This is a genomic window from Rossellomorea sp. GQ25 (genome assembly GCF_059758515.1).
In genome coordinates, this window is sequence record NZ_JCAXEQ010000003.1 from 128749 (window position 1) to 154377 (window position 25629).

The window sequence follows — 25629 nt, forward strand, 5'->3', positions numbered from 1 at the left end:
AAGTGAAATCCAGTTCTCTTTTAAATCATTTAGATTGTTGCAGTTTCCTTCTCTTTTTCAATCACGGCTAAACGCTCTGCCACTTCTTCCTCCGTCAAACCATGCTCTTTAATGTAGCGGTTTTCCGGGCTCTTACGGCATTCATCAGAGCAGCTTCTCATATATTTATGCTCATTTTCTTCAGAACAAAGAATTTTTTTGTTACAAGGCGGGTGCGCACAGTTTACGTAGCGCTCACAAGGTTCACCTGTGTAGTAGTCTTTCCCGACAACAACGTGCTCTGTCTGGTTGACAGGAACACCGATACGCTCATCGAATACGTAAAGCTGACCGTCCCATAGCTGACCTTTTACTTCCGGGTCCTGGCCATAGGTAACGATTCCACCGTGAAGCTGCGCTACATCCTCAAAGCCTTCTTTCACTAACCAGCCAGAGAATTTTTCACAACGGATACCACCCGTACAATACGTAATGATTTTCTTGCCTTCCAATTTATCTTTATTATCGCGGACCCAGTTCGGAAGATCACGGAAGTTTTTGATATCCGGCTTCACGGCTCCTCTGAAGTGTCCCAGTTCATATTCATAGTCGTTACGTGCATCAAGAAGGATCGTATCTTCCTGCTGGATTTGTTCAAAGAAATCCTTTGGTTCAAGGTATTTCCCAGTGAGTTCATTCGGATTCACGTCATCTTCAAGACGTAGGGTTACTAGTTCCGGACGGTATTTAACTTTTAATTTCTTGAAGGCATGACCGTCTGCCTCATCGATTTTGAACACAGTGTCCGCGAAATGAGGATCCTGTCTCATCGCTTCCATATAAGCATCCGTCTGTTCGATCGTACCGGAACATGTTCCGTTGATTCCTTCAGATGAAATCAAAATACGTCCCATAAGGCCAAGTTCCGCGCATAATTCCTTATGCTTGGCAGTAACCTCCTCAGGATTCTCAATGGCTACATAGTTGTAATACAGTAGTACTCGATAATTTTTCATGTTTATTTCCACCTATCGATATATATTTGCAAGATATAATCTTAGGATTCTGTTCCTTATTACTCTTACGATGTACTATTATAACAAATTTTTAAAGAAATGCATTATGTAGGGTGGAGAAAAGATGGGGATTGGGAGGAAAAGGTGGTGGAAATTGGATTTTCGGTGGAGGAGTGGTACGCATATCAGGATTTTGCGGAGGGAAATTTGCCATATTTGAGCTTTATCTGCCGTATTTCGAATTTGTGTACAATTTTGGATTTATCTTCCATATTTTCATTCTATCTTCCACTATTTTAAAATATGACAAATTTCGCTGCCCTTCCAGGTCATCATCATAAACGAGATACAAGCATATAGATACATTAAATTTGAAAAAATTTGTTATTTTTGAAAGAATTAGAAGTGAAATGAAAAGTCTAATATAGGGGTTGTCAGTACATATGTATAGAAAAGTCATGCTGCTTTGTCTCTTTGTTGCTTTCAGTCTATTGATCGCCGGATGCCAAGAAAAGCCCAAACCAACGGATCAGTTACAAGAGTATGTAAATCTGTGGAATAAAGAAAAGTTCGAAAATATGTTCACAAATTACCTCAACAGCTCAACGAAAGATACATTTAAAAAGGAAGATTTCGTCACGAGATACAAGGACATCTATGAAGATTTAGAAGTGAAGGACGTTAAAGTATCTTTTAAAAAACCGGAAAAAGAAGTGGACTGGGACAAAGAAACAAAAGCGGGATTTCCTTTGACTATTTCATTCAACACTTTGGCTGGTGAGGTTTCCTACGAAAAAGAAATCACTTTAACAAAAGAAAAACAAGGTGAAGATGAAAATTGGTTTGTAGAATGGGAGCCTTCTTTTATCCTGCCGGAAATGGAAAACGGAGATAAAGTAGGCGTGGAGAGTATACCTGCTAAGCGTGGGGATATCCTTGACAGGAATCAACAGCCACTTGCGATGAACGGAGAAGCATTTGAGCTCGGGATCGTACCGAAAGAGTTTAACGAGAGTGATTTAAAGAAGCTTTCATCCCTGCTCGATATGTCAGCGGAATCCATTCAGGGTAAACTTGATCAGAGCTGGGTGAAACCGGAATTTTTTGTGCCGATTAAAAAGATCGCCCTTACCGAGCGACCTTTAGCTCTGGAAGTTATAGAGTTAGGCGGTCTGTACTCCAAGCGGGTGCCTGCAAGAGAATACCCATATGGAGAAGCTGCCGCCCACCTGACGGGATATATAGGAAAGCTTACTGCAGAAAAGTTGGAGAAACTTAAGGATAAAGGCTATACAGCTCAGTCATTAATGGGTCTCAGCGGTGCAGAAGAAGTATATGAAGATCAATTAAGAGGAAAAGATGGTCAGCGGATTTATTTGAAGAAGGAAGATTCTGAAGAGGTCGTAACCGTTGCTGAACAGGACGTACAGGACGGTCAAAATATTACGTTAACCATCGCTGCCGAAATGCAAAAGAAATTGTATGAACAGATGAAGAGTGAAGCAGGAACAGCTGCCGCTCTTAATCCACAAACAGGTGAAGCGTTAGCTCTTGTCAGCACACCTGCTTATAACCCGAATGAGCTTGTACTGGGAATGTCTTCTGAGAAATATAAGAAACTTGCAGATGACCCGAAAAAGCCATTCCGCAATCGTTTCCCTATTGCTTATTCTCCCGGTTCAACGATGAAGGGAATTACAGCTTCCGTTGGATTGAAATCGGGGAAATTAGATCCAAATAAGATCTATGATATTACGGGGAAGAAGTGGCAAAAGGATGATTCCTGGGGTAATTACCGAGTCGTCCGTGTCTTTGATAATGAGAGTAAAGTGGACTTGGAAAGTGCGTTGAAATTCTCGGATAACATTTATTTTGCCCGAGTGGGGTTAGAGATGGGAGCAGATACCTTTATTGCAGGATTAAAGGACTTTGGTTTTGGAGAAGAAATTCCATCTTCTTATCCAATTTATAAATCCCAAATCTCCAACGACGGAACCATCTCAAAAGAAGTCCAACTGGCTGATTCAGCCTTTGGTCAAGGGGAAGTTCTTATGAGTATCGTTCATCTTGCCAGTGCTTACGGAGGAATCATCAACGATGGAAACATGATGAAGCCAAGACTTCTAAAGGATGAAGAACATGAGGTTTGGAAAAAAAACTTGCTGACGAAAGAACAAGCTGACATGCTGAAAACAGATTTTCGAAAAGTTGTCACTGAAGGAATTGCCGGAAAAGCGAGTGTAAAAGGGAAAGCAATCGCCGGAAAAACCGGTACAGCCGAAATCAAGGCTGAACAAGGGACAACCGGAACGGAAAATGGATTATTTGTCTCGTATGATCAGAATGACCCGACGATGGTGCTCGCCGTGCTTCTTGAAGATGTAGAAGAAGCGGGAGGCAGTACGCATACGGTAGAAGTGACGAAAAGATTTTATGATAGCTGGTAAAGTGAAGAGAATATGAGTTGAAAACGATGAGCAAAAATATGCTCATCGTTTTTTGCTATTAAACGTCCGTCTATTGACATCATGTTCCAACTCTCTCTTTAACCACGATTCCGCTTTCAATATGTGCTATGATAGACAAAATAGCCCTAGAGGTTGAAATTCAACAGGAGTGATCAATTTTGAATTTATTTTTAACGGGATCGACAGGTTTTCTTGGTGGGAGGCTCATCAAGAACCTTTTACAACATAAACGTAACGAAGTCTACATTTTAGTAAGAAATGTAGAGAAGGCTGAAAGATTAAGAGATTCCTTTCAAATGGATGAGCAAAAGAGAATTCATATTTTCCAAGGGGATATTACCATTCCCAATGCCGGCTTGAGCAGGGATGATCTTGAATGGTTAACAGGGAAGATTGATGAGGTTTATCACCTCGCTGCCCTGGTGAAATTTGATTTTGATTTGCGTGATGAACTATTTGCTGCTAATTACGATGGGACCAAGCATATCCTTGAATTGGCTACCATTCTGCAAGTGAAGAAGTTTTATTATGTGAGTACGGCTTACACAGTCGGAAAGCTGGCAGAAGGGGTGGAGGAACTTTATCCAGCAGACGGAGAATTCCATAACCCATATGAGGAAAGCAAAGTGAAATCGGAGCATCTTGTTTTTTCTTATCGAGACAAAATGGATGTGTCCATTTTCCGTCCGGCTATTATTGTAGGAGATTCTAAAACGGGGGAAGCGGACTCTCAATTCACACTGTACGGATTTATGCGTGCTCTCGGGGTGTTCAAGCGTAAGACTGCAAGGCGCCGTGGAGAAGAGCGGACCTACAGACTGGTTGCGGCTAAAAACGGTACTTCCAATCTCGTTCCCGTGGATTATGTAGCAGACATTCTAAGCCTGGCGCCTGAAAAAGCACAAGCGAACAAAATCTATCATATTACGAATCCTAATCCGCCGGAGAACATAGAGCTATTGAAGATGTTAAAAGAAGCACTAAAATTTGAAAACTTATCGGTCGTTGAAAACACAGGTGAGTATGAATTAGACGAGGAAGAAATGAAGCTTAATAGCTTGATTGATGTGTTCAAGGTGTATCTGGCAGGGGCGTTGACGTTTGATGATCGCAATACTCAAGAGCTAATGGAAGGTACCGGGGTTTCTCATTTGGATATGTCGAATGAGACGGTTGAGATGATCATTCGAACGGGGTGCGAGCCTAACGGAGGAAAGCTCACTGTATAAATAGAATGAGCAAAGCCCCAAAGGTGAGAGCCTTTGGGGCTTTGCTTTTTTTATAGTGCGGTAACCAACCCGCCATCAACGACGAGGGATTGACCGGTTAAATAGGTATTTGCATCTGAAACCAGAAAAGTAATCACTTGGGCAAACTCCCCTGGTTCCCCGTAACGTCCAATAGGTATCGCTTTTTCACTCATATCCTTTAGCTCCTCAACAGGGATATTTTGTTTGTCTGCATTTATTTGATCCAACTGAGCCACTCTTTCTGTTGCAATCCTACCCGGACCTACCGTGTTTATGAGAATATGATCCTGGGCAAGTTCCCTTGATAAGCTCTTCGATAAGCCGACAATACCTGTTCTGAAGGTGTTGGATAAAATCAGACCATCGATTGCCTGCTTTGTAGAGGAAGAAGCGATATTGACGATCCGTCCTCCCTTATTCTTTTTCATATGAGGAATTACTTCTCGGATGGTCCGGATATAGCTGAGCAGGTTGAGCTCAAAGGCATATTGCCAGTCTTCATCATCAAATTGCTGAAATCCCCCTGCAGGTGGACCGCCTGTGTTGTTGACGAGAATGTCAACACCTCCAAGTTTATTTACCGCTGTTTCAACAAGTGCTTGAATGTCTTCTGCTTTCGTCATGTCACATGTAGCAAAATAAACATACTGATTCCCGGACAGTTCGATGATTTCATTTGCCGTGGATCGAAGCTCTTCTTCATTTCTGCTGGAAATAAGCACGTGAGCTCCTTCTTTTGCAAGCTCGAGTGCCGTTGCTTTTCCTAATCCTTTACTGGAAGCAGTGACAATCACTGCTTTATTCTTTAAACCAAAATCCATTGAAACTCACCTCATTTAATTGGGAATATTGATTTCCGTATTCATCGGTTTACCCTTTCCTTGGTAATTCCAAAACAGAACAAAGACGAAGACGGTGAAGCCAACAATGTCTGTCACCCAGCCAGGATAGATCAGGAGGAAAGCTGCTGCTGCACTTATCAATCTCATACTGACCGGGAGTTTCTTCTTGAAATACCCCTCAATGGAAACCGACAGCAGGAACACTCCGATAACTGATGTAACCGTCAGGACAAGAATACTCATAACAGATGCGTCTACCATCAGCATTTCGTGAGAAAATACAAACATAAACGGCACGATAAATCCTGCAATAGCAAGTCTCATCGCTTGGAATCCGGTCTTAGTCGGATCACCTCCACTGATGCCTGCTCCGGCAAACGCTGCCAGGGCGACTGGCGGCGTTATATTTGCAAAGATCCCAAAGTAAAACACAAACATGTGAGCAACAAAAACCGCCGTTTCCGTCGACCCAGCCAATTCACGGAACAAGGGTAGCTGTAAAAGGATCGGTGCTGCCATGGTACTCGTAATGATATAGGTTGGGATACTTGGTAAGCCCATCCCTAGTACGATGGAAGTGACCATTGTCAGCAGTAAAGTAATAACGAGCTGAAGGAGGGGGCTGTCGATCATTTCACCAATACCGACAATACTGTTTGCGAGCTCAAGTGCAACTCCAGTCAGTGAGGCAACTCCTACGACAATGCCAACAGCACCGCAGGCAACTGCAACCGGAATCGTCGTCTTCGCTCCTTCTTCCAATGCTTGTACGCAATCCTTTAAGCCTATTTCTTCGGCTTCCAGATTTTTTGTTTTTCTAACGAGATTAATCACTAATGGAATCACCACAATCAACAGGAGTTCCCACCATCCGCTTTTGAGGGGAGGGATGCCTTCTCCTGAAAGGAAGCCATTCAACTGTGGTTGGAAAATGAAAAATACTCCGAGCAGGGTTGATAACGTAAGAACCTGCTTCGAACCGGAAATGATAATCGTTGCTAAAATCGACCAGAACGCAGCGTAGAACGGTGTTTTTCCTGAGAATAATAAGTACAGGAGAATCACCATCGGTATGATTAAATGTCCTCTTTCGGCCAGTACTGCTTTCACGGATGGCAATTCTGATTTCGGTACCCCGTGTAATCCGCGTTTGGAAGCTCTAAAGTGCACCTGAAGCAGGATACCGATGTAGAATAACAGAGCAGGGATGATACCTGCCAAGATCACTTTGGTATAAGGAATATTTAGATTCTCTGCCATAATGAAGGCGGCTGCACCCATGATTGGAGGAAGGATCTGCCCACCGACACTTGCCGCTGATTCGACCGCCCCTGCAAATTCTTTCTTATAGCCGATTTTTTTCATCAATGGAATGGTGAAAGCCCCGGTTGTCACAACATTAGCAACAGCCGAACCATTAATGGAACCGAGAAATCCACTGGCGATAACGGCAACTTTAGCAGGACCGCCTTTTGTATGACCGGCGACTGCCAGTGCCAGGTCATTAAATAATTTCCCCATTCCAGAGCGGCTAAGGAAGGCTCCAAATAAGATAAAGAGAATGATGTAGCTTGCCGACACCCCAATCGCTGTACCAAGGATCCCTTCCGTAATGTAAACAAGCTGGGAAATCATTTTCTTTGTAACAGTCAATGTGATTTGAGAATTCAATTCCGGATAGATGGCCAGCTTTACATAGAGACCATAGATTAAAAATCCAAGGGCAAGAAGAGTCAAGCCCCAGCCGGTCACACGCCTTGTCAGTTCGAGAAGAAGGATAATGACGAGTATTCCAACGATGAAATCGGTATCGTTGATTTGTCCCCCCATTTTAATGATGCGCTCCGCACTGAATAACATATAAATGCCAACGAATAAGGACAAACCGCTTAAGATATAGTCATAAAATGGAACAGGTAGACCTTTCTTTTTACTAATAAAAGGGTAAAGGATAAATCCAATGGCCATCAAGCCATATAAGTGGATGCTTCGCTGCTTAACATCGACTAACGCACCTGCATAAGACGTGTATAAATGGAAGAGTGCAATCCCGGCTGCCAATAGTAAAATAAATAGACCAATCACTTTGGGAAACCGGCTTCTCGTATTTCCCTCCCGATCTAACTCTTCCACAGATGTGTTCTTTTGTTTTCTCATCATGAGTCACCTCGCTTAATCATTCACAATCATATAAATCAGTTCATAGATAGGGACGGACCTTATCGATAATTGGTAGGACCGCTGAGAATCAAGTACTAGAGTTCGCTCGTTTAATGAAATACGATGATTCGTATTCTTACCTGTTTGGAAGCGCAATGAGTCTCCAATCGGTTGATGGATATTCGTCATATACACCCAGCCGTCTTTGATATATGTGTCCTCGCCTGCGTTATCTGGAACACCGGCACCAAACGTTTTGAAACGGGTGGAGGTCAGGGTGATTGTATGATCTTCGATGTAAAAAAACTCTTCCCAATCTTCTTTTTCAACAGAATGTGTCCAGCGGATGGAAAATTCCTTTTGATTGAAAACAGGCTGTACGACTATATTTGTATTTTGATCAGATAAGACGATCGTGTTGAACGGAACAATGGCGAGAAGGATAAATAGGAGCAGGGTAGAGGCACCCGAGATTCTTTTTCTCATAGATAGAATGAAAAGGGCACCAGGATTGATGCCCTTTCTCTATTATTCCAGTAATCCTTTTTCTTCATAAAACTTCTTCGCTCCCGGATGCAGGGGAGCAATGAGGCCTTTCGCCATTTCATCCCGGTCGACTTCTTTAAGCGGTGCAACCGCTACTGCGTCTGTTCCTAAGTAATCGTAGTAGCGTTTTGTTAAATTATATACTGTGTCTTCACTTACATCCTTCGATACAATCAGCATATTTTGGATCCCGACGGTTTCAACTTTTGAATCCAGGTTATATTTTGCCTCGTCTCCTGACTCAATCGTAAATGTTTTATAGAATGGGTATTTCTCCATTAGCTTATCAGCAAGATCTCCTTTGATTTCAACAAACGATACATCATTTTGCTGCATAAGGTCTGTAATATTACTGTTCGGTACACCTGATGTGAAGAATGCAGCATCAAGTGTGCCATTTTTCATTTCCTGGACAGAATCCGCGTACCCTGTGTGAGTGACTTTTTCAAGGTCATCGTACGTTAAGCCGGCCGCTTCCAATACTTTCTTCGCACTCTGTTCCACGCCGGAACCTACCTGACCGACTCCTACTTTCTTACCCTTTAAATCTTCAATACTCTTAATTCCGCTATCAGACATAGCGACTACCTGAACCACGTTTTGGTACATGCCTGCAAGAGCTTGAACCTCTACTTTATTGCCTTCGAATTGTCTTTTTCCTTCAGCTGCATCATAAGCAACATCGCTCATGACAATCGCCATTTGATTTAAACCGTCTGTAATGTTTTGGATATTGGCAACAGAAGCTCCTGTTGATTCTACTGTTACATTCCCGATTGAATCACTTTCCTCGAAAATTGGTTTTAATGATCCGCCAATCGCATAATAAGCACCGGACGTTCCACCTGTCCCAAAGACGATTGATTGGCTGGAAGAATCATCGCCACTGCTTGAATCGCCGCCGCTTGCACCATCACTGCCACATGCCGCCAATAGTAATGAGACGATGGCTACCATCGAAATCCATTTTACTTTTTTCATCGCTTCGTCCTCCTTTAAGTTACCTGTTAAACATGGTAACGCTTACATAAAGAAATTAGAATATTTAGAACTTAAAGGACGTTTTGGTCTTTTTGGTCCGGGAGTGTGATCGAGGAGAACAAAAAAAGAATGGGGCATGAAACAATCGCCTCATTCTTTCTTACTTCCATTGATACCGATTGATCGGGCGTCCAATACCGCCATACTCGATCATGATTTGAACTTGCCCTGATTTCTGTAAATAGTCTAAATATCTTCGGGCTGTTACACGTGCAATGCCGATTCCTTCAGCGGTTTCTTCTGCAGATAAGGGGCTTCTTTGGTCTTTTAAAAAATGAATGATCTGCTGTAACGTTTGCTGGTTCAATCCCTTTGGTAATTCTTCCTTCACGGAGGAGGATTTAATGGGAGAGGGAACACCCTGAAGCTGATCTAATTCCTGTTGTCCCACCGATCCCCCTCCTGTCATTTGCTGTTTAAACAGTTGATATTTCTCAAGAGCTAGTTTCAATCGTTCAAACTTGAAAGGCTTAATGATGTAATCGAATACCCCTAATCTCATCATCATCTTGATGGTTTCTTTATCCTGTGCAGCTGATATGACAATCACATCCACGTCTGTATCCTGCTTCCGAAAGGCTTGTAAGGTTTCAAGGCCATTTTGTTTAGGCATAAAGTTATCCAGAAGGACAAGGTCGGGCTGATAGGAAGCAACCTTCTCCGCACCTTCCTGTCCATTTCCTGCAATGGCGCACACTGTAAAGCCGGGTACACGTTCTATGAACATTCGATTGACTTCCTGAACCATTGGATCATCTTCAATAAGTAATACGTTAATTGGTTCCTTCATGATTGTTCCCTCCATTCATTGGAAAGGTGAGTTGGAATAACGTCCCTTCACCGGGAGTTGACTCCACTTTAAAATGACCGTCTGCTTTCTCTATAATGCTATGAATCAAGTAGAGCCCGATGCCTGAGCCATTTTTTCCTTTGGTTGTGTATCCTTTTTGAAATAAGTGGGGAAGCTGTTCTTTCGTCATTCCTGCTCCATTATCTTCTATTTCAATATGAAAAGTGTCCGGGTCTTCTTTTAAATAGACATGAATGACCTTGGTTTCTTCTCCAGAATCTTTTAGGGCATAAAAGCTATTTTCAATCAGGTTACCTAAGATAATGACAAAATCATGTTCATCCAGAAGAGGGGGAAGGGATGATAGGTAGCTATCGGAATCGAACTTCACTTCTATCCCCATTTCCATTCCTCTCCTGATCTTGCCTAATAGTAATCCTGTCAAACTATCAAGCTTGATTTGCCGCGTCAGGGTGGCGGTGAGATGTTCCTCTTCTTGGGAGGATTGAAAGATATAATCGAGAGCTTTCTCTCCTTCTTCTAATTGAATCAGACCGGCAACGGTATGTAATTTATTCTGGTGTTCGTGGTTTTGGACCCTCAATGCTTCAACGAATTCTTTCACTCCAGTCAGCTCTTCTGCCAGTTGAGTCATTTCCGTTCGATCCTGAAACACGGCAACGGCCCCGACAATGTCTCCGTCTACTAAAATGGGAACCCTGGTACTTAATACAATCTTGTTCTCTAATCTCATTTCCTCATGATAAATCGGTTCCTTTTCTGTTAGGACGTCCGGTAATTTTGTAGAAGGAAGTACTTCTTGAATGTATTTTCCGACTGGATCTCCATCTACCACTAATATATCTTTAGCTTTCTCATTAAAGACGGTGATCTTTTTTTGATTATCAATGGCAATGATGCCTTCATTCATGGCTTGAAAAGTAGCGGTTCTTTCCACCAGGAGTTTTCCAATTTCATAAGGTTCCAGCTGAAAGGTATCTTTCTTTATTTGTCTTGCTAATAACCATGAACCCATGATGCCGAATAGGAGAGTGATAGCACCTATAATGATGAGTTCATTTTGAAGATTCCTCATTATATCGAGTGTAGAAGGGAGCAGGATGCCTACAATGACCACACCGATTTGTTGGTGCTCAACGTTCATGATCGGAACAAACCCCCTTACCGCCGTACCCATTTCCCCCTTAGCTGTCGTCACATAACTATGCTCGGCAAAAGCAGGGCCTTCATCCTTTCCGGCAGAGATGGTTCCAAGCTGCTCATCGGACGGGTGTGAGTAACGGATCCGGTTCATATTGAGGACGACGATATAGTCAGAGCCATTTACCGTCCTGATATTTTCTACAATGGGCTGAATTTTTCCCCATCCTCCGGAATCCTCGAGATGGCTTTGAACGGTAGGAAGGTTAGCTACCGTCCTAGCTGTAATAAGTGCTTGGCTTCCTAACTCTTCTTTCTTCATTTCAATCGCTTTTCCTATAAATATAATAAATCCAATGATTAGCGCAAACAGGACTACACCAAAGGATAATATCGTCATTTTCCACCGAATGGGCATTTGTTTTCGATTCATTCTGAATATTCCTTCCTCTTCATTCAAAGTTATTGTACCATTTTTAGTAGAACGGAGAGAGGGGAGGTCCAATAATGAGAACATTTTTCTTTATAGGGTTGTTTATTATAACAGGGATCGCTACAGCCTATTTTGTTGGATTTCAATCTCAGACCGGTTTTACCTCGGAATATGATGATGATCAAGAAAAACTGAAAGATGGCATTGTCATTAAAGTCAGTCATGTTGTTTCTGAAAATACACCGAAAGGAAAAGCCATTAGGCGTTTTAAAGCACTAGTAGAAAAGAATACCAAGGGAAAAGTGAAGGTTGAAATCTACCCAAACGGCGCGCTCTATTCGGATATCAGTGAATGGAATGCTCTTAAAAATAATAATGTCCAAATGATTATCCCCGCCACGTCTAAAGTCTCTGCTTATGTTCCAGAGTATAGTGTGTTCGACTTACCCTTTGCGTTTAATAGTTATGACGATGTTCAACAGGCATTTGAGGGGAATATAGGAGATATATTACTTAAAAAGGTAGAAAAACAAGAAAACGTGAAAGGAATTACCTTTTGGTATAACGGATTTAAACAAATCACCAATAGTCAGCGACCCTTGATCAGGCCGGGTGATTTCAATCGGCTCCACTTCCGTACCATGCCGAGTGAAGTGATAAAAGATCAATATCAAAGGATGGGGGCTGCCGTAAGTCACCTGCCTTTTAATAAAACATACGAGAACTTAGAAGTAGGATTTATAGATGGACAGGAAAATACCATTTCGAATATTTACTCGAAGAAGCTTTATGACCATCAATCGTATCTTACAGTCAGCAATCATTCTTATTTAGGCTATGTCGTATTAATGAATGTAGAATTTTGGGATGACTTGCCTGAAGAGTACCGGGTGGAAATTGAAGAAGCGATGAAGCAAACGACTGAATGGATTCGCAGGCATTCTATTGAAATCAATGACGATCATATGCGCGAGTTGAAAAGAAACGCTGATTTAGAAGTTCACATTCTGTTAAATTCAGAAAAAGAAGAATGGATGAAGAGGCTGGCTCCTCTGTATGAAGAATATGAAGGTGAAATTGGGAAGGAATTAATGAGGGAGATTGAATGAAAATTGGCCAGATATGTGGAGACCTCCCTCCATTAGTAAAACACATAATTTGGGAATATTGCCTTCATAATCATTGGGAAAAATCTTTCCCAACGGATACGGTTTTACTTTTAAATATGGTAATATAAGAAAATGTAAAGAGAGAAATCATTGATGACTATTACATAGAGTTAGGAGAATGATGATGAGTAAAACACTTATTTTCGGACACAAAAATCCAGACACAGATACGATTACGTCTGCACTAGTTTATGCTGATTTGAAAACAAAGATCGGGATGGACGTAGAGCCTGTACGTTTAGGTGACGTGAACGGTGAAACACAATATGCCCTTGATTACTTTAGCGTTGACGCACCACGTTTGGTTGAGAAGGTTGCCAGTGAAACCGACACGGTTATCCTTATTGACCATAACGAGCGTCAACAAAGCGCGGAAGACATTGAGGAAGTACGCGTTCTTGAAGTCATCGACCACCACCGTATCGCCAACTTTGAAACGGCAGATCCTTTATACTACCGTGCAGAGCCGGTTGGTTGTACAGCAACGATCTTAAACAAGATCTACAAGGAAAAAGGAGTAGAGGTAACGAAGGAAATGGCTGGTTTAATGCTTTCGGCCATTATTTCGGATTCCCTTTTATTCAAATCTCCCACATGCACAGATGAAGACGTAGCAGCAGCTAAGGAATTGGCTGAAATCGCAGGCGTTGATGCAGAGGTGTACGGATTAGAGATGCTGAAGGCCGGTGCAAACATGAGCACGAAATCAGTTGCGGAGCTTGTAACCCTTGATGCGAAAGAATTCTCAATGGGTAACGCGAAGGTAGAAGTGGCTCAAATCAACGTTGTCGATGTGAATGACGTATTCGGACGTCAGGCAGAAGTGGAAGCTGCGATGGAAACAATGATCAAGGAAAAAGGATTGGATCTTTTCTTACTTGTTGTAACAGACATCTTGGAAAACGACTCAACTGCGCTGGCACTTGGAAGCAAAACTGCTGAAGTGGAAAAAGCATTTAATGTAACCCTTCAAAACAATACAGCCCTATTAAAAGGCGTTGTATCACGTAAGAAGCAAATCGTACCTGTGTTGACGGATGCGATGAAATAAGAATTGAGAGAAGCAGCCTTTGGGCTGCTTCTTTTTTTCGATTAATACGGGAGGTGCCAGTGGCCCCATGACCATGAATTTCAAAAAAATCCACCATATCGCCATCATCTGCTCAGATTATGTTAGATCAAAAGAATTTTACGTCAACAAACTGGGTTTTGAAGTGAAACAAGAAATTTACAGGGAAGAAAGAGACTCGTACAAACTGGATTTAGCGTTAAATGGAGAATACGTCATCAAATTATTTTCATTCCCTGACGCACCAGTACGTCCCAGCTATCCAGAAGCGCAAGGGTTGCGCCATTTAGCATTTGAAGTAGAGGATATTGAGGAGAGTGTCAGACTGTTAAATGATAAGAATATTGAAACGGAAGAAATAAGAATAAATCCATATACCCATAAGTGTTTCACTTTCTTTGAAGATCCAGATGGACTTCCTTTAGAATTGTATGAAAGCGAGTAGAGGTCCGTTCCTAAAAAAAGAGCACTTCCCATTAAGGAAAGTGCCGTCCAAAGGTATTGTAATTTGTCGTTAAGTTTATTAAAACATAGATTTGAAATGTATGTATTATCGCTCTATGGGCTTGAGAAGGGATGTATGAGGATTTCCCTAAAGAAACAGCTCGTTTTCTGTTAAAATATAAATATATTAATATTCTGGGTGGTGAGATTGTGGATTATTCAGTCATTGGAAAAAAAATTAAAGAGCTCAGGAAAGTAGTCGGGTTGACTCAGGGTGAATTAGCAGATGGGATATGCACACAAGCTCTCATCAGTCGAATAGAAAAAGGAGACATTTATCCAAGTGCTACTTCTCTTTATCAAATTTCAAAGAAGCTCGGAGTAGATGTAAACTACTTTTTTGAGATTGGAATGACACCACGCCTGGATTACGTTAAGGAAGTAGAGTGGCAGTTAAAGAAGCTTAGAGTTAAATTGCAATATGATGAAATCATTGAAATTGTTAAAACAGAGGAGAAAAATCCTTTGTTTTTAAAAGATGAAACCAACCTCCAGCTCCTTTATTGGCATAAGGGGATATATGTGAATGAAGTAAAAAAGGATCGAGAAACGGCGTTAATGATTCTAGAAAAAGCACTTTCACTTACCTATGATATAAAAAAAGCCATGTCGGAAAGAGAAATGAATATTCTAATTAGTATGGGGATCCTTGAATTCAGCAGAAATAATTATGAGAAAGCATTAGAAATCTATACTAAAGTAAATCATGCATTGAAATACAATGATCAACTTAGCGATAAATCGATTAAAACAAGACTTTTATATAATACTGCCAGAGTATTAACGAGACTGGGAAAGTATCAGGATTCAATAGAATACTGTGAAGAAGGTATTCGGTGGATCATTGAAGAAGAAACCTTATATGGTTTTGCTCAATTAAATTATCATATTGGGTATAACCTGGAGCTGCAAGAGTGTTTCCACGAAGCATTACCTTATCTGGACAAAGCGGCTATGCTTTTTGATATTCAATTTAATCAAAAGTTGACAGCCTTTATCTTAGAGAAAAAAGAAGAATTGATTCAAAAGCTGGGAAAGGATTCAGAGAAAAAGTAATCTAAATTCACTCCAATAAGAGGTTCCATGAAAAAATCACTTCGTAGAGCTTTTTTATTTACATACATCCAGCAAGTCCCTCATAAAGATTACTATAGACAGGGAGTGGTGGAGCTATGAAAAGAAAAAGTCCGGTTCCTCTTGTTATTGGAGTAATTGCTTCCATTCTTATCGTAGTAGCCCTATTCATGATAGTAGGGGAAAGCCGGGAACCTGATACACCAGAAGAGGTCATCAAGGAATTTTATCAATTCGAACAATCCGGTGATTTCGGAAACGCGTGGGAATTGTTTCATCCGGAAATGCAGAACAAGTTTCCGAAATCCTCTTATATTCAAACGAAGAACCATGTATTTATGGGTCATATGGGTGTAGATGAGTTTGACGTGGAGGTGGGGAAAATAGAGAAATTAGAGAAGTTCACGTTTAATGAGGAAGGGCTGACATTTAAGAATGTAAGAAAAGCAGAGGTCGATTTATTTTTTGACAGTCAATTCGGTGAGCTGACCATCAGTCAAACATGTTATGTGACACTTGAAGAAGGAGAATGGAAGATTCTATGGGATTATAACTTCTGACAAAAAGCGTTCATTGGAGGTGAAAAAGGCTGGGGCTAATCATTCTTATAAGCGAAAAAAAGTCTGATTTTTTCTTGTGATATGGTTTTATTTAGCATTTTACGGGTAAAAAGAAACTAATTATTTTATAAAGGAGGGCATTAGCTGTGTCGTTACTCTACTTTAAAGCTCGTGAAGCATATGAGCAGGATGCGAAAGTGACTCAATCCCAAGTGATAAAGCTGAGAGAATTTCGTAGAACGAAGCCCGCCCCCATTGTCAAAAAAAGATAATGTGAAAATTTAAATCGAATCATCCCTCCTCAGTCTAAAACTCTTTTAGGCTGTTTTTTTCGTTCAAAAAGAGGTATCGGCATCCATCCATAGAATGATAAATTCAGTAAATATATATTCGGAGTTGGTGGAAGAATGAAAAGAGAAAAAGACATCAGAGTGGTGATTGGTGCAGGGGAATATGATAATAATCCCGGCTGGATTCAGACTCAGGAAACAGAGCTTGATCTCCTTAATGAAGAAAATTGGGAAGCGAAGTTTACTAAGGATTCCGTACAAGCCATTCTCGCTGAGCATGTATGGGAGCATCTAACGTTTGATGAAGGAAAGAGAGCGGCACAAATTTGCTGGAGGTATATAAAGCCAGGCGGATACATTCGTTGTGCAGTGCCGGATGGTTATTTTCCGAATGATAAGTATCAAAAGGGAGTACAGGTTGGTGGACCCGGACCGATTGACCATCCCGCAGCTAGCCATAAAATCGTCCATACGTATAAGACCTTAACCTCCCTATTCGAAGAAGCTGGTTACGAGGTCCGTCTCTTGGAATACTGTGATGAAACCGGACAGTTTCATTTCGAACAATGGGATGAGAAGGAAGGATACATCTATCGTTCCAAGCGATTCGATCATCGGAATCAGAATGGAAATCTTGGATTTGTATCGCTGATTGTAGATGCTGTAAAACCAATAAAAAAGTCAGGAATCCAATGATTCCTGACTTTTTTATTCTAGGTCTTCCCCGATGATGCGAACTTCCCGCTCAAGCTCTACATCAAATTTTTCTTTTACTGTTTTTTGAACGTGTTCAATCAGAGAGATATAGTCCGTTGCTGTCGCATTGTCTTTATTTACGATGAAGCCTGCATGCTTCTTGGATACTTCTGCGCCACCGAAGTTCGTTCCCTGAAGCTCACTATCCTGAATAAGCTTCCCGGCGAAATATCCAGGTGGTCGTTTAAAAACACTTCCGCAAGATGGATATTCAAGTGGCTGCTTGGATTCCCGTTTATCTGTCAGATCATCCATAACGGCCTTGATTTCTTCGTAGTCGCCAGGCTTTAAGCTGAAGGTTGCTTCCAGTACAATATCGTCTTTTTCAGAAATATTGCTATGACGGTAATCGAGCTCTAATTCTGCGGCTGTACGTTTTACCAGGTTCCCTTCACGGTCGACGACATGGCAATAATCCAGAACATCTTTGATTTCTCCGCCATAGGCCCCGGCGTTCATGAATAGAGCACCGCCAACGGTACCTGGAATCCCACAGGCGAATTCAAGTCCTGATAATTTCTCAGCTAACGCGCGTCTCGACACATCAATGATCGCTGCACCACTTTGAGCAACAATCAGTTGATCAGTCGTTTTGATGTCTTTAAAGTTTTTCAGATGAAGAACGATTCCACGAATTCCACCATCTTTTACAATCAAATTCGATCCGTTTCCTAATAATGTAAATGGAACATCCACTTTATTTGAAAGCTTCACAATGTTTTGAACTTCTTCATAAGTGGTTGGCGTTAAGAAGAAATCTGCTCTTCCGCCTAACTTCGTATACAGGTGCTCTCTTAACAATTCGTCCCGTTTGATATTGTCAGAATGCATCACCTTTGATAATTCTTCAAACACTTTTTCCTTATTGTACATTCTATATCAGTCCTATAAAGTAATTTTCGTCTTCTCTAAGTTAAATCCTACCCAACCATTATATGACGAAAACCCATGAAAGTTAAATGGTTTCAGTTGGCAGATGTGAATCCCCTTCGAATGAACCTCTTCTTATTGGAAAAGAATGCTTTATTATAGGTCAAAAATACGAAAAAAGAATGTTTCCATCTTCAGCAAAGTAAGATAGGATAGAACTAACAAAATATGTTATAACATCTATTTAACTATTAAATTATACGATCTAGACACAAAAGGGAGGAGGGAGCAAATTGGCCAGATTATATGTAGCCTTAATTGGTTTAAGTCTGATTTGGGGGATGTCGTTCGTTTTTATCAAGTGGTTGGTGGATCCCGTTGGTGTGTGGGGAACGGTCTTTTTACGCTGTTTATCCGGGGCGCTTGTGCTTCTTCCTATCTTTTTCATACAGAGGAAAAAAGGGGAGAGGAAATCGCTCCCTATGTGGAAGCTGTTTGTTGTCGGGATTGGAAATGCCGCGCTACCCTGGACCCTGATCGCGTTAAGTGAAACACAGATTAATAGTAATACGGCCTCTATTTTAAATGCGACCACACCGATTTGGACGGGGCTGGTAGGATTTTTATTTTTCTCTGTCATATTGACAGGATTTCAATGGTTTGGAATTGTTGTTGGGTTTGTAGGGATTCTCGTCCTAATGAATTTCGAGGTGAGCGGAATCTTTACCTCTGATTTTGTAGGTGTTGGGACAATGGTGCTGGCCACCATGAGTTATGCGTTTGCCTCTCAATTCACAAAAAAATATCTGTCTGGAACGAGTGTGGTTGTCATTTCTACATTCCAGCTGTTGATAGGTGCAGCTGTAGGCTTTGCAGGTATGATATTGACCAATCCGATCTCAGTTGGAGATTTGTTAACAGGAGAGGTCATCCTGGGTATCTTAGGGTTAGGCTGTTTAGGATCAGGTGTAGCGACGCTTCTTTATTTCTATATCATGACGAATGGAAGTCCGGAATTTGCTTCGACTGTGACGTACTTGATTCCGGGTACTGCGATGATTTGGGGATTCGTTCTTCTGAGGGAACCTGTCACGCATAACCTGATAGTAGGATTACTCATCATTTTTGCAGGAGTATTCCTATCGTCAAGAAAATCGAAAAAAATCGTCTCCTCTTTGCCTGTTGGCATGAAGTAAGACCTTTAAACAAACGTTTGATTAGGACATCGAATCCCTTGTACCATATGGGTTCAGATTCTTAAACAAACGTTTGATTGGTTTTGTGAAGCCTAAAGTCCCGAGAAACTAATGCAAACCAATTTGTTTTCATATAAAATGAAAAGGATACATAAGGTAGACTAGACAAGCTCATAGCGGGGCTATAAAAATAAACAATAAGGATGGTAATTCTATGAAAACGGCAATTGTAACGGATAGTACCGCCTACATCCCGAAAGAATTGCGTGATCAACTGAACATACATATGATTCCTCTCAGCGTCATTTTCGGAGGAGAAACCTATCAAGAAGAAGTTGATATTACGGCAAGTGAATTTTATGAAGAGGTCAGCACCCAGGAAAAGCTTCCAACGACTTCACAGCCTCCAGTCGGAAAGTTCGTCGAGTTATTCGAGAAACTTTCTAAGGATTACGATGCCGTCATTTCCATTCACTTATCAAGTGGAATCAGCGGGACGTACCAAGGCGCCGTTCAAGCGGGGGAAATGGTAGAGGGCATAAAAGTGTATCCCTATGACTCTGAAATCAGCTGCATGATCCAGGGCTTCTATGCCATTGAAGGGGCAAAGCTTGGTCGTGAAGGGAAAACGGCTGAAGAAATCGTTGAATTATTGGATGAAATGAAGCAATCAGTACAGGCATATTTCATGGTTGATGACCTGGCTCACTTGCAACGCGGAGGCAGGCTATCGCAAGCTCAGGCGATCATCGGAAGCCTTTTACAGGTTAAACCTTTGCTGCACTTTGTCGACAAAGTGATTGTTCCGTTTGAAAAAATCCGTACGAAGAAGAAAGCGTTGAAGCGGGTGGAGTCTTTGCTTGAAGAAGCTGTGTCTTCCCGAGAAGAGTTTCAGGCTTCGATTATCCATGCGAATCGCGAAGAAGAAGCAATTGAGTGGAAGAATGAGCTTCAAGAGAAGTATCCGAATGTGGAGTTCAATGTTAGTATTTTTGGTCCGGTCATCGGTACTCATTTAGGTGAGGGATCGATGGGAATGGGTTGGGCTCGGAGGATGAGTCGATAGGGATTGGGTGTTTTTGATTGTACCTGGTACATTTCGCACGTTTTGTACCAGGTACAATCATAGGGTTTTGTACCAGGTACAATCAGATCATCATGTACCAGGTACACTCTTGATCTCTCGATGCAAGGCACAAAACAACGTTTTTGTGCCTTGCACCATTTTTATTAGGCAGGATTTTCACCCCTTTATGTAGAATACATCACTATCCCGAACTAGGAGTGATGTTTTTGCGTTTTGCTTTTGCAGATAATGGATTAATACCAGAGCCCCTTATAGAACAGGAAGCCACCGTTCTACAAAGGATTTCAGAATTCCCTTTCCTTCCACCTCGACCTCTCAACCCGTCTTTTCATTTTTCTCCAGAGCTTCAATCCTTTCTTAGCGGGCGTTCATTACTACTGGACGAGATCCCATTTACAATCGACACCCTTCAAGAGCACTATTTGAATGGCTATGTTTCCTATGAAAAAGGTGTGGAAAAAAGCTGTTGCCACCGTTGTGGAAACAACAGACCTCATTTATTCGCTTCATTTTCCTGCTCCAGATGCCACACCCTTTGCACCTACTGCCGTAACTGTATCATGATGGGCAGAGTATCGGAATGCACACCACTCATAATCTGGAAAGGACCTGCACCAACGTCAGAAACGACTCCCACTTTTAAATGGTCTGGCACTCTATCAGAAGCGCAAAAGACAGCTTCTGAACAAATGGTTTTGGCCGTTAAAGAGCGGAAGGACTTGCTGGTATGGGCCGTGTGCGGGGCTGGAAAGACCGAGGTTCTCTTTGAGGGAATCCATGAAGCTCTTAGGGAGAATAAACGGGTATGCATTGCCGCACCCCGAACCGACGTAATCCTTGAACTATCTCCACGTGTTAAAAAGGTGTTCCCTGCCACGTCGGTGACCACCCTTTATGGAGGCTCAGAAGAACGGAATACCTATGGACAACTTGTTCTATCCACCACACACCAGTTGTACCGATTCCAGGACGCCTTTGATGTCATGATCATTGATGAAGTCGACGCCTTTCCATACTCCTACGATTCTTCCCTGCAATGGGCAGTGGAAAAAGCTTGCAAACCTCAGTCCTCGATTATCTACCTCACTGCTACCCCTGATCAAAAAACACAGCATCAGTGTGCCAAGGGTAATAGAACCTTTATCCAAATCCCGGCCCGATTCCACCGTCACCCGATTCCACTTCCCAGGTTTGTGTGGTGTGGTCTTTGGAAAAAATCTTTAAAGAAAAATCGAATCCCTCGTCCTTTAAAGAAGTGGACATTATCAAAACTCCAGCAATCCAAACAAGTCCTCATTTTCTTCCCTACCGTCGAACTAATGGAGAAAGCCCTGCCGTTATTTCAAGAAATGAATCCTCTCATCGAATCCGTCCATGCCGAAGATCCAGACCGAAAAGAAAAGGTAATGAAAATGCGAAACAAAGAGATTTCTATTCTATTAACAACCACCATTTTAGAACGAGGAGTAACGATTCCGAAAATAGATGTCGCCGTCCTGGGAGCAGAAGAAAAGATTTTTACGGAAAGCGCCCTCGTGCAAATCGCAGGAAGGGTAGGACGTAGTGCAGACTATCCAAAGGGAGAAATTATCTATTTTCATTACGGCCGCACGGGTGAAATGATCAAGGCTCTTCTTCATATTGATCACATGAACAAGGAAGCCGGGAAAAGAGGGTTGATAGATGAAAAATAACTGTTTGAATTGTGCAAATGAACTGGTTGAGGTTATATCCTGGAGAGGGTTGTTTTACAGGGAACCGCAATTTCTGTGTGATGAGTGCAATAAACAGCTGGTGAAAATAGAAGGGAAGCGTTGTTTGGGGTGCTCCCGGGCATTAGATGATTTTTCTACAGAATTTATTAAAGGTGCCGAGTGCCTGGACTGTCATCGATGGGAAGGGAATCCCGAGTGGAGAGGGATTCTAAATCAGAACTTCTCATTATATCGGTATAATGATTTTCTTAAAGAGTATCTGGCAAAGTATAAATATCGGGGGGACTACGTGTTGGCAAAAGCCTTCTCTCACACTATTAAATCCTATCTCACTAAAATAGAATATGACCTCATCATTCCCATCCCCCTAAGTAGTGACCGCTTCTATGAGAGAGGATTCAACCAATCTACCGCTCTACTGGAAGAAGCGGAGGTCCGTCCCTCCAATATCCTCACCCGTTCGCATTCTGAAAAGCAGTCGAAAAAGTCAAGAAAGGATCGTCTTCGTCAGGAACAGGTTTTTCAGTTGGTTGAATCCGATCTGAACGGTACATCCATTTTGCTATTTGACGATATTTATACGACGGGGACGACCTTGAGGCAGGCGGCAAAACTTTTGAAGGAAGCGGGGGCTGAAGAGGTATCTTCCTTAACTCTTGCCAGGGGTTAAAGCAATCCTCTTTTCTGCCGATATAACGAATAAGAGAAGCTTCACCGGGAGGAAAAAAGTATGTCAGAAATCATCAATTGTCCACGTTGCAACGCGATTTTTATGAAAAATAAATTTCGTGATGTATGCGACAAATGCTATAAAGAAGAAGAAAACATGTACGAGACCGTCTACCAATTTTTAAAGAAACGGGAGAACCGTGCTGCATCCATGTCACGTGTGATTGAAGTAACGGGAGTAGACGAGGAACTTCTATATAAATGGGTGAAAAAAGGCCGCATTCAGACGAGACAGTTTCCGAATATGGGTTATCCTTGTGATAAATGCGGGAAGATTATTGGGACGGGTAGGATCTGTGGTGATTGTTCCTCTGAACTTGTCAATGAGCTGAAGCAGTTCGAAACCGAGCAGGAATGGAAAAGTAAGGTTAAAGAATCGGGTCAGAGAACGTACTACACTATGAGAGATAAGAACTAGTTCAGAGTAAACTAAATCAGGAAGAACTAACCAGTCTCTTATACTAAACAAAACGCGTTTTTATCCGATATACTAGGTAGAAACAATGGACGTGATGAAAGCGAGGGGAAAATGATGAAGATTAACAATATCGGAAATCAGAACATTAATCCTTATAAGCGTAATCTTAACAAGATGGATCAGGTCGGCAAAGCAGGTAAACCGGCATCCGACAAAATCGAAATCTCTTCTGCCGCCAAAGAGATGCAGGAGGTTTCTAAACTCGGCAAGGAGCGCCAAGCCAGAGTGGAAGCTTTAAAAGATCAGGTACAGAGCGGGAACTACACCATCGATCCGAAAGCCATTGCTAAAGGATTGAAGGATTTCTATAACGGACAATAAAAAAGGAGCGAACAAACATGTCAGCCACCAAATTAATGACAACTCTTGAAAAACTGTATAAGCTGCACAATAGTTTGTTCGATCTTTCTGTCAGTAAAACAGATGTGATTAAAAAAGGCGATATGAGTGAACTCGATCGTGTATTGAGGGATGAACAAAAGTATTTGGCCGCCATCCATACGGTTGAAGCTGAGCGGCAACGTGAGTCGAGTCACTATCTTCAATCACGGGGAGTACATTTGAGCGAACCACCAACACTTTCTCAGTGCATCGAGCACAGTTCATCTGGAGAACAAGAAAAGCTCGCTCATTGGCAGCAAAAACTGGTCGATATCATCGGAGAGTTGAAAGTTCAAAACGAGCTGAATCAAAAGCTTGTCTATCAATCTCTTCAATTTGTGAATATGAATCTATCCATGATGCAACCGCAGCCGGATCAGTCAACATACTCACGTCCAAACGGTGAAAAACCATCACCATCCGGACGATCCATGTTTGATTCGAAAGCATAGCACTTACTAATTGAAACGGAGGCAACACCATGCGATCCACTTTTATGGGCCTGGAAACGGCGAAACGAGGCATGTACACCCAGCAGGGCGCCCTTTATACAACCGGCCACAATATCTCCAACGCAAATACCCCTGGATATACCCGTCAACGAGTCAATTTTGAACAAACGACACCATATCCTGCCCCCTCCATGAACCGCCCGCAAATCCCAGGTCAAATCGGAACGGGAGTCGACGCCGGTTCGATTCAACGTGTGCGTGATTCCTTCCTGGACATGCAGTATAGAGGAGAAAATCAGAAACTAGGCTACTGGGAAACGAAAATGGAAGCGATGAAGAAGATGGAGGAAGTCATGAATGAGCCATCCGATTCAGGTTTGTCGAAAACGATGGACATGTTCTGGCAGTCCCTTCAGGATTTAGCCGTTAACCCATCCAATTCCGGAGCCCGGTCAGTGGTCGTCGAGAGAGGGAAGGCTGTTGCTGAAACATTTATTTACTTATCTTCTTCTTTAACGAGTGTCAGAGGCGATTTGAAAAACGAGTTGTCTGTAAGTGAAAAGCAAATCAATTCCCTGTCGAGACAAATTGATAACATCAATAAACAAATAGCTGATGTTGAGCCACATGGCTATCTCCCGAATGATCTATACGATGAACGGGACCGATTAATCGATGAACTTTCAAAACATGTTTCCATTCAAACGAGCTACCAATCCAATGGAGGAGCGTCTTCCCCTATCGCAGAAGGTGCGGTCACTGTCACATTGGTCGGTAAAGACGGAAACCTGGCCGTCAATCTGGTCGGAAAAGCTGGAGTGAATGAACTTAAGCTTACCTATGAAGGCCCTCAAAATACGGTGGATTCCGTAACGATCGGAAACCAGACACTCGACGTAAAGGACTTCTTATCACAAGGTGAAGGAAAACTGAGAGCCCTTGTCGATACATACGGCTTAAAAAATAAAGACGGTGAAGCAGAAGGCTCCTACATCAGCATGCTCGATGAACTGGACAGCATGGCGTACGAATTCGCCAAAGCATTCAATAACCAGCATCAACAAGGGGTCACACCTGAACAAATGAATGATCCAAACTTTGATCCTGACAACTTCACACCGGATACACCGAAGTTCTTCCAGGATTCTAAGAATGCTTCAGCAGATTTGGATGGTGTACCGAAAGAAGGCTTCGCCCAAAGAATACAGGTCGCCGATGAAATGAGCAATCTCGATAATATCGCGACAGCGGGTGCAGATAATCCCACGCTTGGAGACGCATCCAATGTTCTGGCGCTTGCCGACATCATCACAACGACTAAATTGCCTTATGGAGAAAAAGAAGCTTCATTCCAAGGGCACTTTGAATCCGTGATTGGAAAGATGGCAGTGGAATCCCAAGAATCCGTGCGACTCGCAAGCAACTCCAACGTATTAAGAGGAGCGGTTGACGAACGCCGCATGTCCGTCAGCGGGGTGTCCCTTGACGAAGAAATGACCGACATGATCAAATTCCAGCATGCCTACAACGCCTCTGCCAGAATGATCACACTGCAAGACGAAATGCTCGATAAAATCATCAACGGCATGGGGACCGTTGGAAGATAGGTAGGT

At 42.2% G+C, this 25629-nt stretch carries 25 protein-coding genes; 17 read left to right on the forward strand and 8 right to left on the reverse strand.

Annotated elements, in window-relative coordinates:
• Positions 1-29: 29 nt before the first annotated feature.
• On the reverse strand, positions 30-995 hold the full coding sequence (gene trhO / locus AC6CIB_RS11430) for an oxygen-dependent tRNA uridine(34) hydroxylase TrhO (RefSeq protein WP_498280770.1): 966 nt from the start codon (positions 993-995) through the stop codon (positions 30-32).
• Between the two features lie 443 nt (positions 996-1438).
• On the opposite strand from trhO, the gene AC6CIB_RS11435 reads away from it, so the two are divergent.
• On the forward strand, positions 1439-3442 hold the full coding sequence (locus AC6CIB_RS11435) for a penicillin-binding transpeptidase domain-containing protein (protein ID WP_498280771.1): 2004 nt from the start codon (positions 1439-1441) through the stop codon (positions 3440-3442).
• Positions 3443-3621: 179 nt separating this feature from the next.
• Positions 3622-4692: an SDR family oxidoreductase gene (locus AC6CIB_RS11440; RefSeq protein WP_498280773.1), complete on the forward strand. Its 1071-nt coding sequence runs from the start codon at positions 3622-3624 to the stop codon at positions 4690-4692.
• A 50-nt stretch (positions 4693-4742) separates the two neighbouring features.
• Here AC6CIB_RS11440 and AC6CIB_RS11445 read toward each other — a convergent pair whose 3' ends face one another.
• The 6 genes from AC6CIB_RS11445 to AC6CIB_RS11470 all read right to left on the reverse strand — a co-directional run bounded on the left by AC6CIB_RS11445 (position 4743) and on the right by AC6CIB_RS11470 (position 11686).
• A complete protein-coding gene (locus AC6CIB_RS11445; RefSeq protein WP_498280774.1) occupies positions 4743-5534 on the reverse strand; it encodes an SDR family oxidoreductase in 792 nt (263 codons plus the stop codon).
• A gap of 15 nt (positions 5535-5549) precedes the next feature.
• A complete protein-coding gene (locus AC6CIB_RS11450) occupies positions 5550-7712 on the reverse strand; it encodes a TRAP transporter permease (protein ID WP_498280775.1) in 2163 nt (720 codons plus the stop codon).
• Positions 7713-7727: 15 nt separating this feature from the next.
• Entirely contained in the window at positions 7728-8201 is a 474-nt protein-coding gene (locus AC6CIB_RS11455) for a DUF1850 domain-containing protein (protein WP_498280777.1), read from the reverse strand.
• A gap of 42 nt (positions 8202-8243) precedes the next feature.
• Positions 8244-9242: a TAXI family TRAP transporter solute-binding subunit gene (locus AC6CIB_RS11460; RefSeq protein WP_498280778.1), complete on the reverse strand. Its 999-nt coding sequence runs from the start codon at positions 9240-9242 to the stop codon at positions 8244-8246.
• A gap of 160 nt (positions 9243-9402) precedes the next feature.
• On the reverse strand, positions 9403-10095 hold the full coding sequence (locus tag AC6CIB_RS11465) for a response regulator (protein WP_498281388.1): 693 nt from the start codon (positions 10093-10095) through the stop codon (positions 9403-9405).
• Positions 10076-11686: an ATP-binding protein gene (locus AC6CIB_RS11470; RefSeq protein WP_498280779.1), complete on the reverse strand. Its 1611-nt coding sequence runs from the start codon at positions 11684-11686 to the stop codon at positions 10076-10078. Before AC6CIB_RS11470 ends, AC6CIB_RS11465 begins: the two co-directional genes overlap by 20 nt.
• A gap of 74 nt (positions 11687-11760) precedes the next feature.
• On the opposite strand from AC6CIB_RS11470, the gene AC6CIB_RS11475 reads away from it, so the two are divergent.
• The 7 genes from AC6CIB_RS11475 to AC6CIB_RS11505 all read left to right on the forward strand — a co-directional run bounded on the left by AC6CIB_RS11475 (position 11761) and on the right by AC6CIB_RS11505 (position 17048).
• Positions 11761-12795, forward strand: a complete 1035-nt coding sequence (locus tag AC6CIB_RS11475) for a DctP family TRAP transporter solute-binding subunit (RefSeq protein ID WP_498280780.1) — start codon at positions 11761-11763, stop codon at positions 12793-12795.
• A gap of 184 nt (positions 12796-12979) precedes the next feature.
• Positions 12980-13906, forward strand: coding sequence for a manganese-dependent inorganic pyrophosphatase (locus AC6CIB_RS11480; protein WP_498280782.1), 927 nt, complete (start codon positions 12980-12982; stop codon positions 13904-13906).
• Between the two features lie 73 nt (positions 13907-13979).
• Positions 13980-14369, forward strand: coding sequence for an SMU1112c/YaeR family gloxylase I-like metalloprotein (gene gloA2 / locus AC6CIB_RS11485; protein ID WP_498281390.1), 390 nt, complete (start codon positions 13980-13982; stop codon positions 14367-14369).
• A gap of 209 nt (positions 14370-14578) precedes the next feature.
• The gene (locus tag AC6CIB_RS11490) at positions 14579-15484 is read left to right on the forward strand and encodes a helix-turn-helix domain-containing protein (protein WP_498280783.1); all 906 of its coding nucleotides are present in this window, start codon (positions 14579-14581) and stop codon (positions 15482-15484) included.
• A gap of 116 nt (positions 15485-15600) precedes the next feature.
• Positions 15601-16062: a hypothetical protein gene (locus AC6CIB_RS11495; RefSeq protein ID WP_498280784.1), complete on the forward strand. Its 462-nt coding sequence runs from the start codon at positions 15601-15603 to the stop codon at positions 16060-16062.
• Between the two features lie 146 nt (positions 16063-16208).
• Entirely contained in the window at positions 16209-16334 is a 126-nt protein-coding gene (locus AC6CIB_RS11500) for a hypothetical protein (protein ID WP_498280785.1), read from the forward strand.
• A gap of 135 nt (positions 16335-16469) precedes the next feature.
• Positions 16470-17048, forward strand: coding sequence for a class I SAM-dependent methyltransferase (locus AC6CIB_RS11505; protein WP_498280786.1), 579 nt, complete (start codon positions 16470-16472; stop codon positions 17046-17048).
• A 12-nt stretch (positions 17049-17060) separates the two neighbouring features.
• On the opposite strand, the gene murB is transcribed toward AC6CIB_RS11505, so the two are convergent.
• A complete protein-coding gene (gene murB / locus AC6CIB_RS11510) occupies positions 17061-17981 on the reverse strand; it encodes a UDP-N-acetylmuramate dehydrogenase (protein ID WP_498280788.1) in 921 nt (306 codons plus the stop codon).
• Between the two features lie 290 nt (positions 17982-18271).
• On the opposite strand from murB, the gene AC6CIB_RS11515 reads away from it, so the two are divergent.
• From AC6CIB_RS11515 to flgK, 8 genes are all read left to right on the forward strand, one after another.
• Positions 18272-19174, forward strand: a complete 903-nt coding sequence (locus AC6CIB_RS11515; protein WP_498280790.1) for a DMT family transporter — start codon at positions 18272-18274, stop codon at positions 19172-19174.
• Positions 19175-19388: 214 nt separating this feature from the next.
• Positions 19389-20240 (forward strand): DegV family protein, encoded by an 852-nt coding sequence (locus AC6CIB_RS11520; protein ID WP_498280792.1) that lies wholly within the window; start codon positions 19389-19391, stop codon positions 20238-20240.
• Positions 20241-20467: 227 nt separating this feature from the next.
• Complete coding sequence (locus AC6CIB_RS11525) at positions 20468-21955, forward strand: ATP-dependent helicase ComFA (RefSeq protein ID WP_498280794.1); 1488 nt, start codon at positions 20468-20470, stop codon at positions 21953-21955.
• Positions 21945-22646, forward strand: coding sequence for a ComF family protein (locus tag AC6CIB_RS11530; RefSeq protein ID WP_498280796.1), 702 nt, complete (start codon positions 21945-21947; stop codon positions 22644-22646). The genes AC6CIB_RS11525 and AC6CIB_RS11530 overlap by 11 nt, the downstream gene beginning before the upstream one ends.
• A 60-nt stretch (positions 22647-22706) precedes the next feature.
• A complete protein-coding gene (locus AC6CIB_RS11535) occupies positions 22707-23123 on the forward strand; it encodes a TIGR03826 family flagellar region protein (protein WP_498280798.1) in 417 nt (138 codons plus the stop codon).
• Between the two features lie 114 nt (positions 23124-23237).
• Positions 23238-23504 (forward strand): flagellar biosynthesis anti-sigma factor FlgM, encoded by a 267-nt coding sequence (gene flgM, locus AC6CIB_RS11540; protein ID WP_498280800.1) that lies wholly within the window; start codon positions 23238-23240, stop codon positions 23502-23504.
• Positions 23505-23521: 17 nt separating this feature from the next.
• Positions 23522-24016, forward strand: coding sequence for a flagellar protein FlgN (locus AC6CIB_RS11545; RefSeq protein ID WP_498280802.1), 495 nt, complete (start codon positions 23522-23524; stop codon positions 24014-24016).
• 29 nt (positions 24017-24045) lie between these two features.
• Positions 24046-25623: a flagellar hook-associated protein FlgK gene (gene flgK, locus AC6CIB_RS11550; protein ID WP_498280804.1), complete on the forward strand. Its 1578-nt coding sequence runs from the start codon at positions 24046-24048 to the stop codon at positions 25621-25623.
• The last annotated feature ends 6 nt before the right edge of the window (positions 25624-25629 follow it).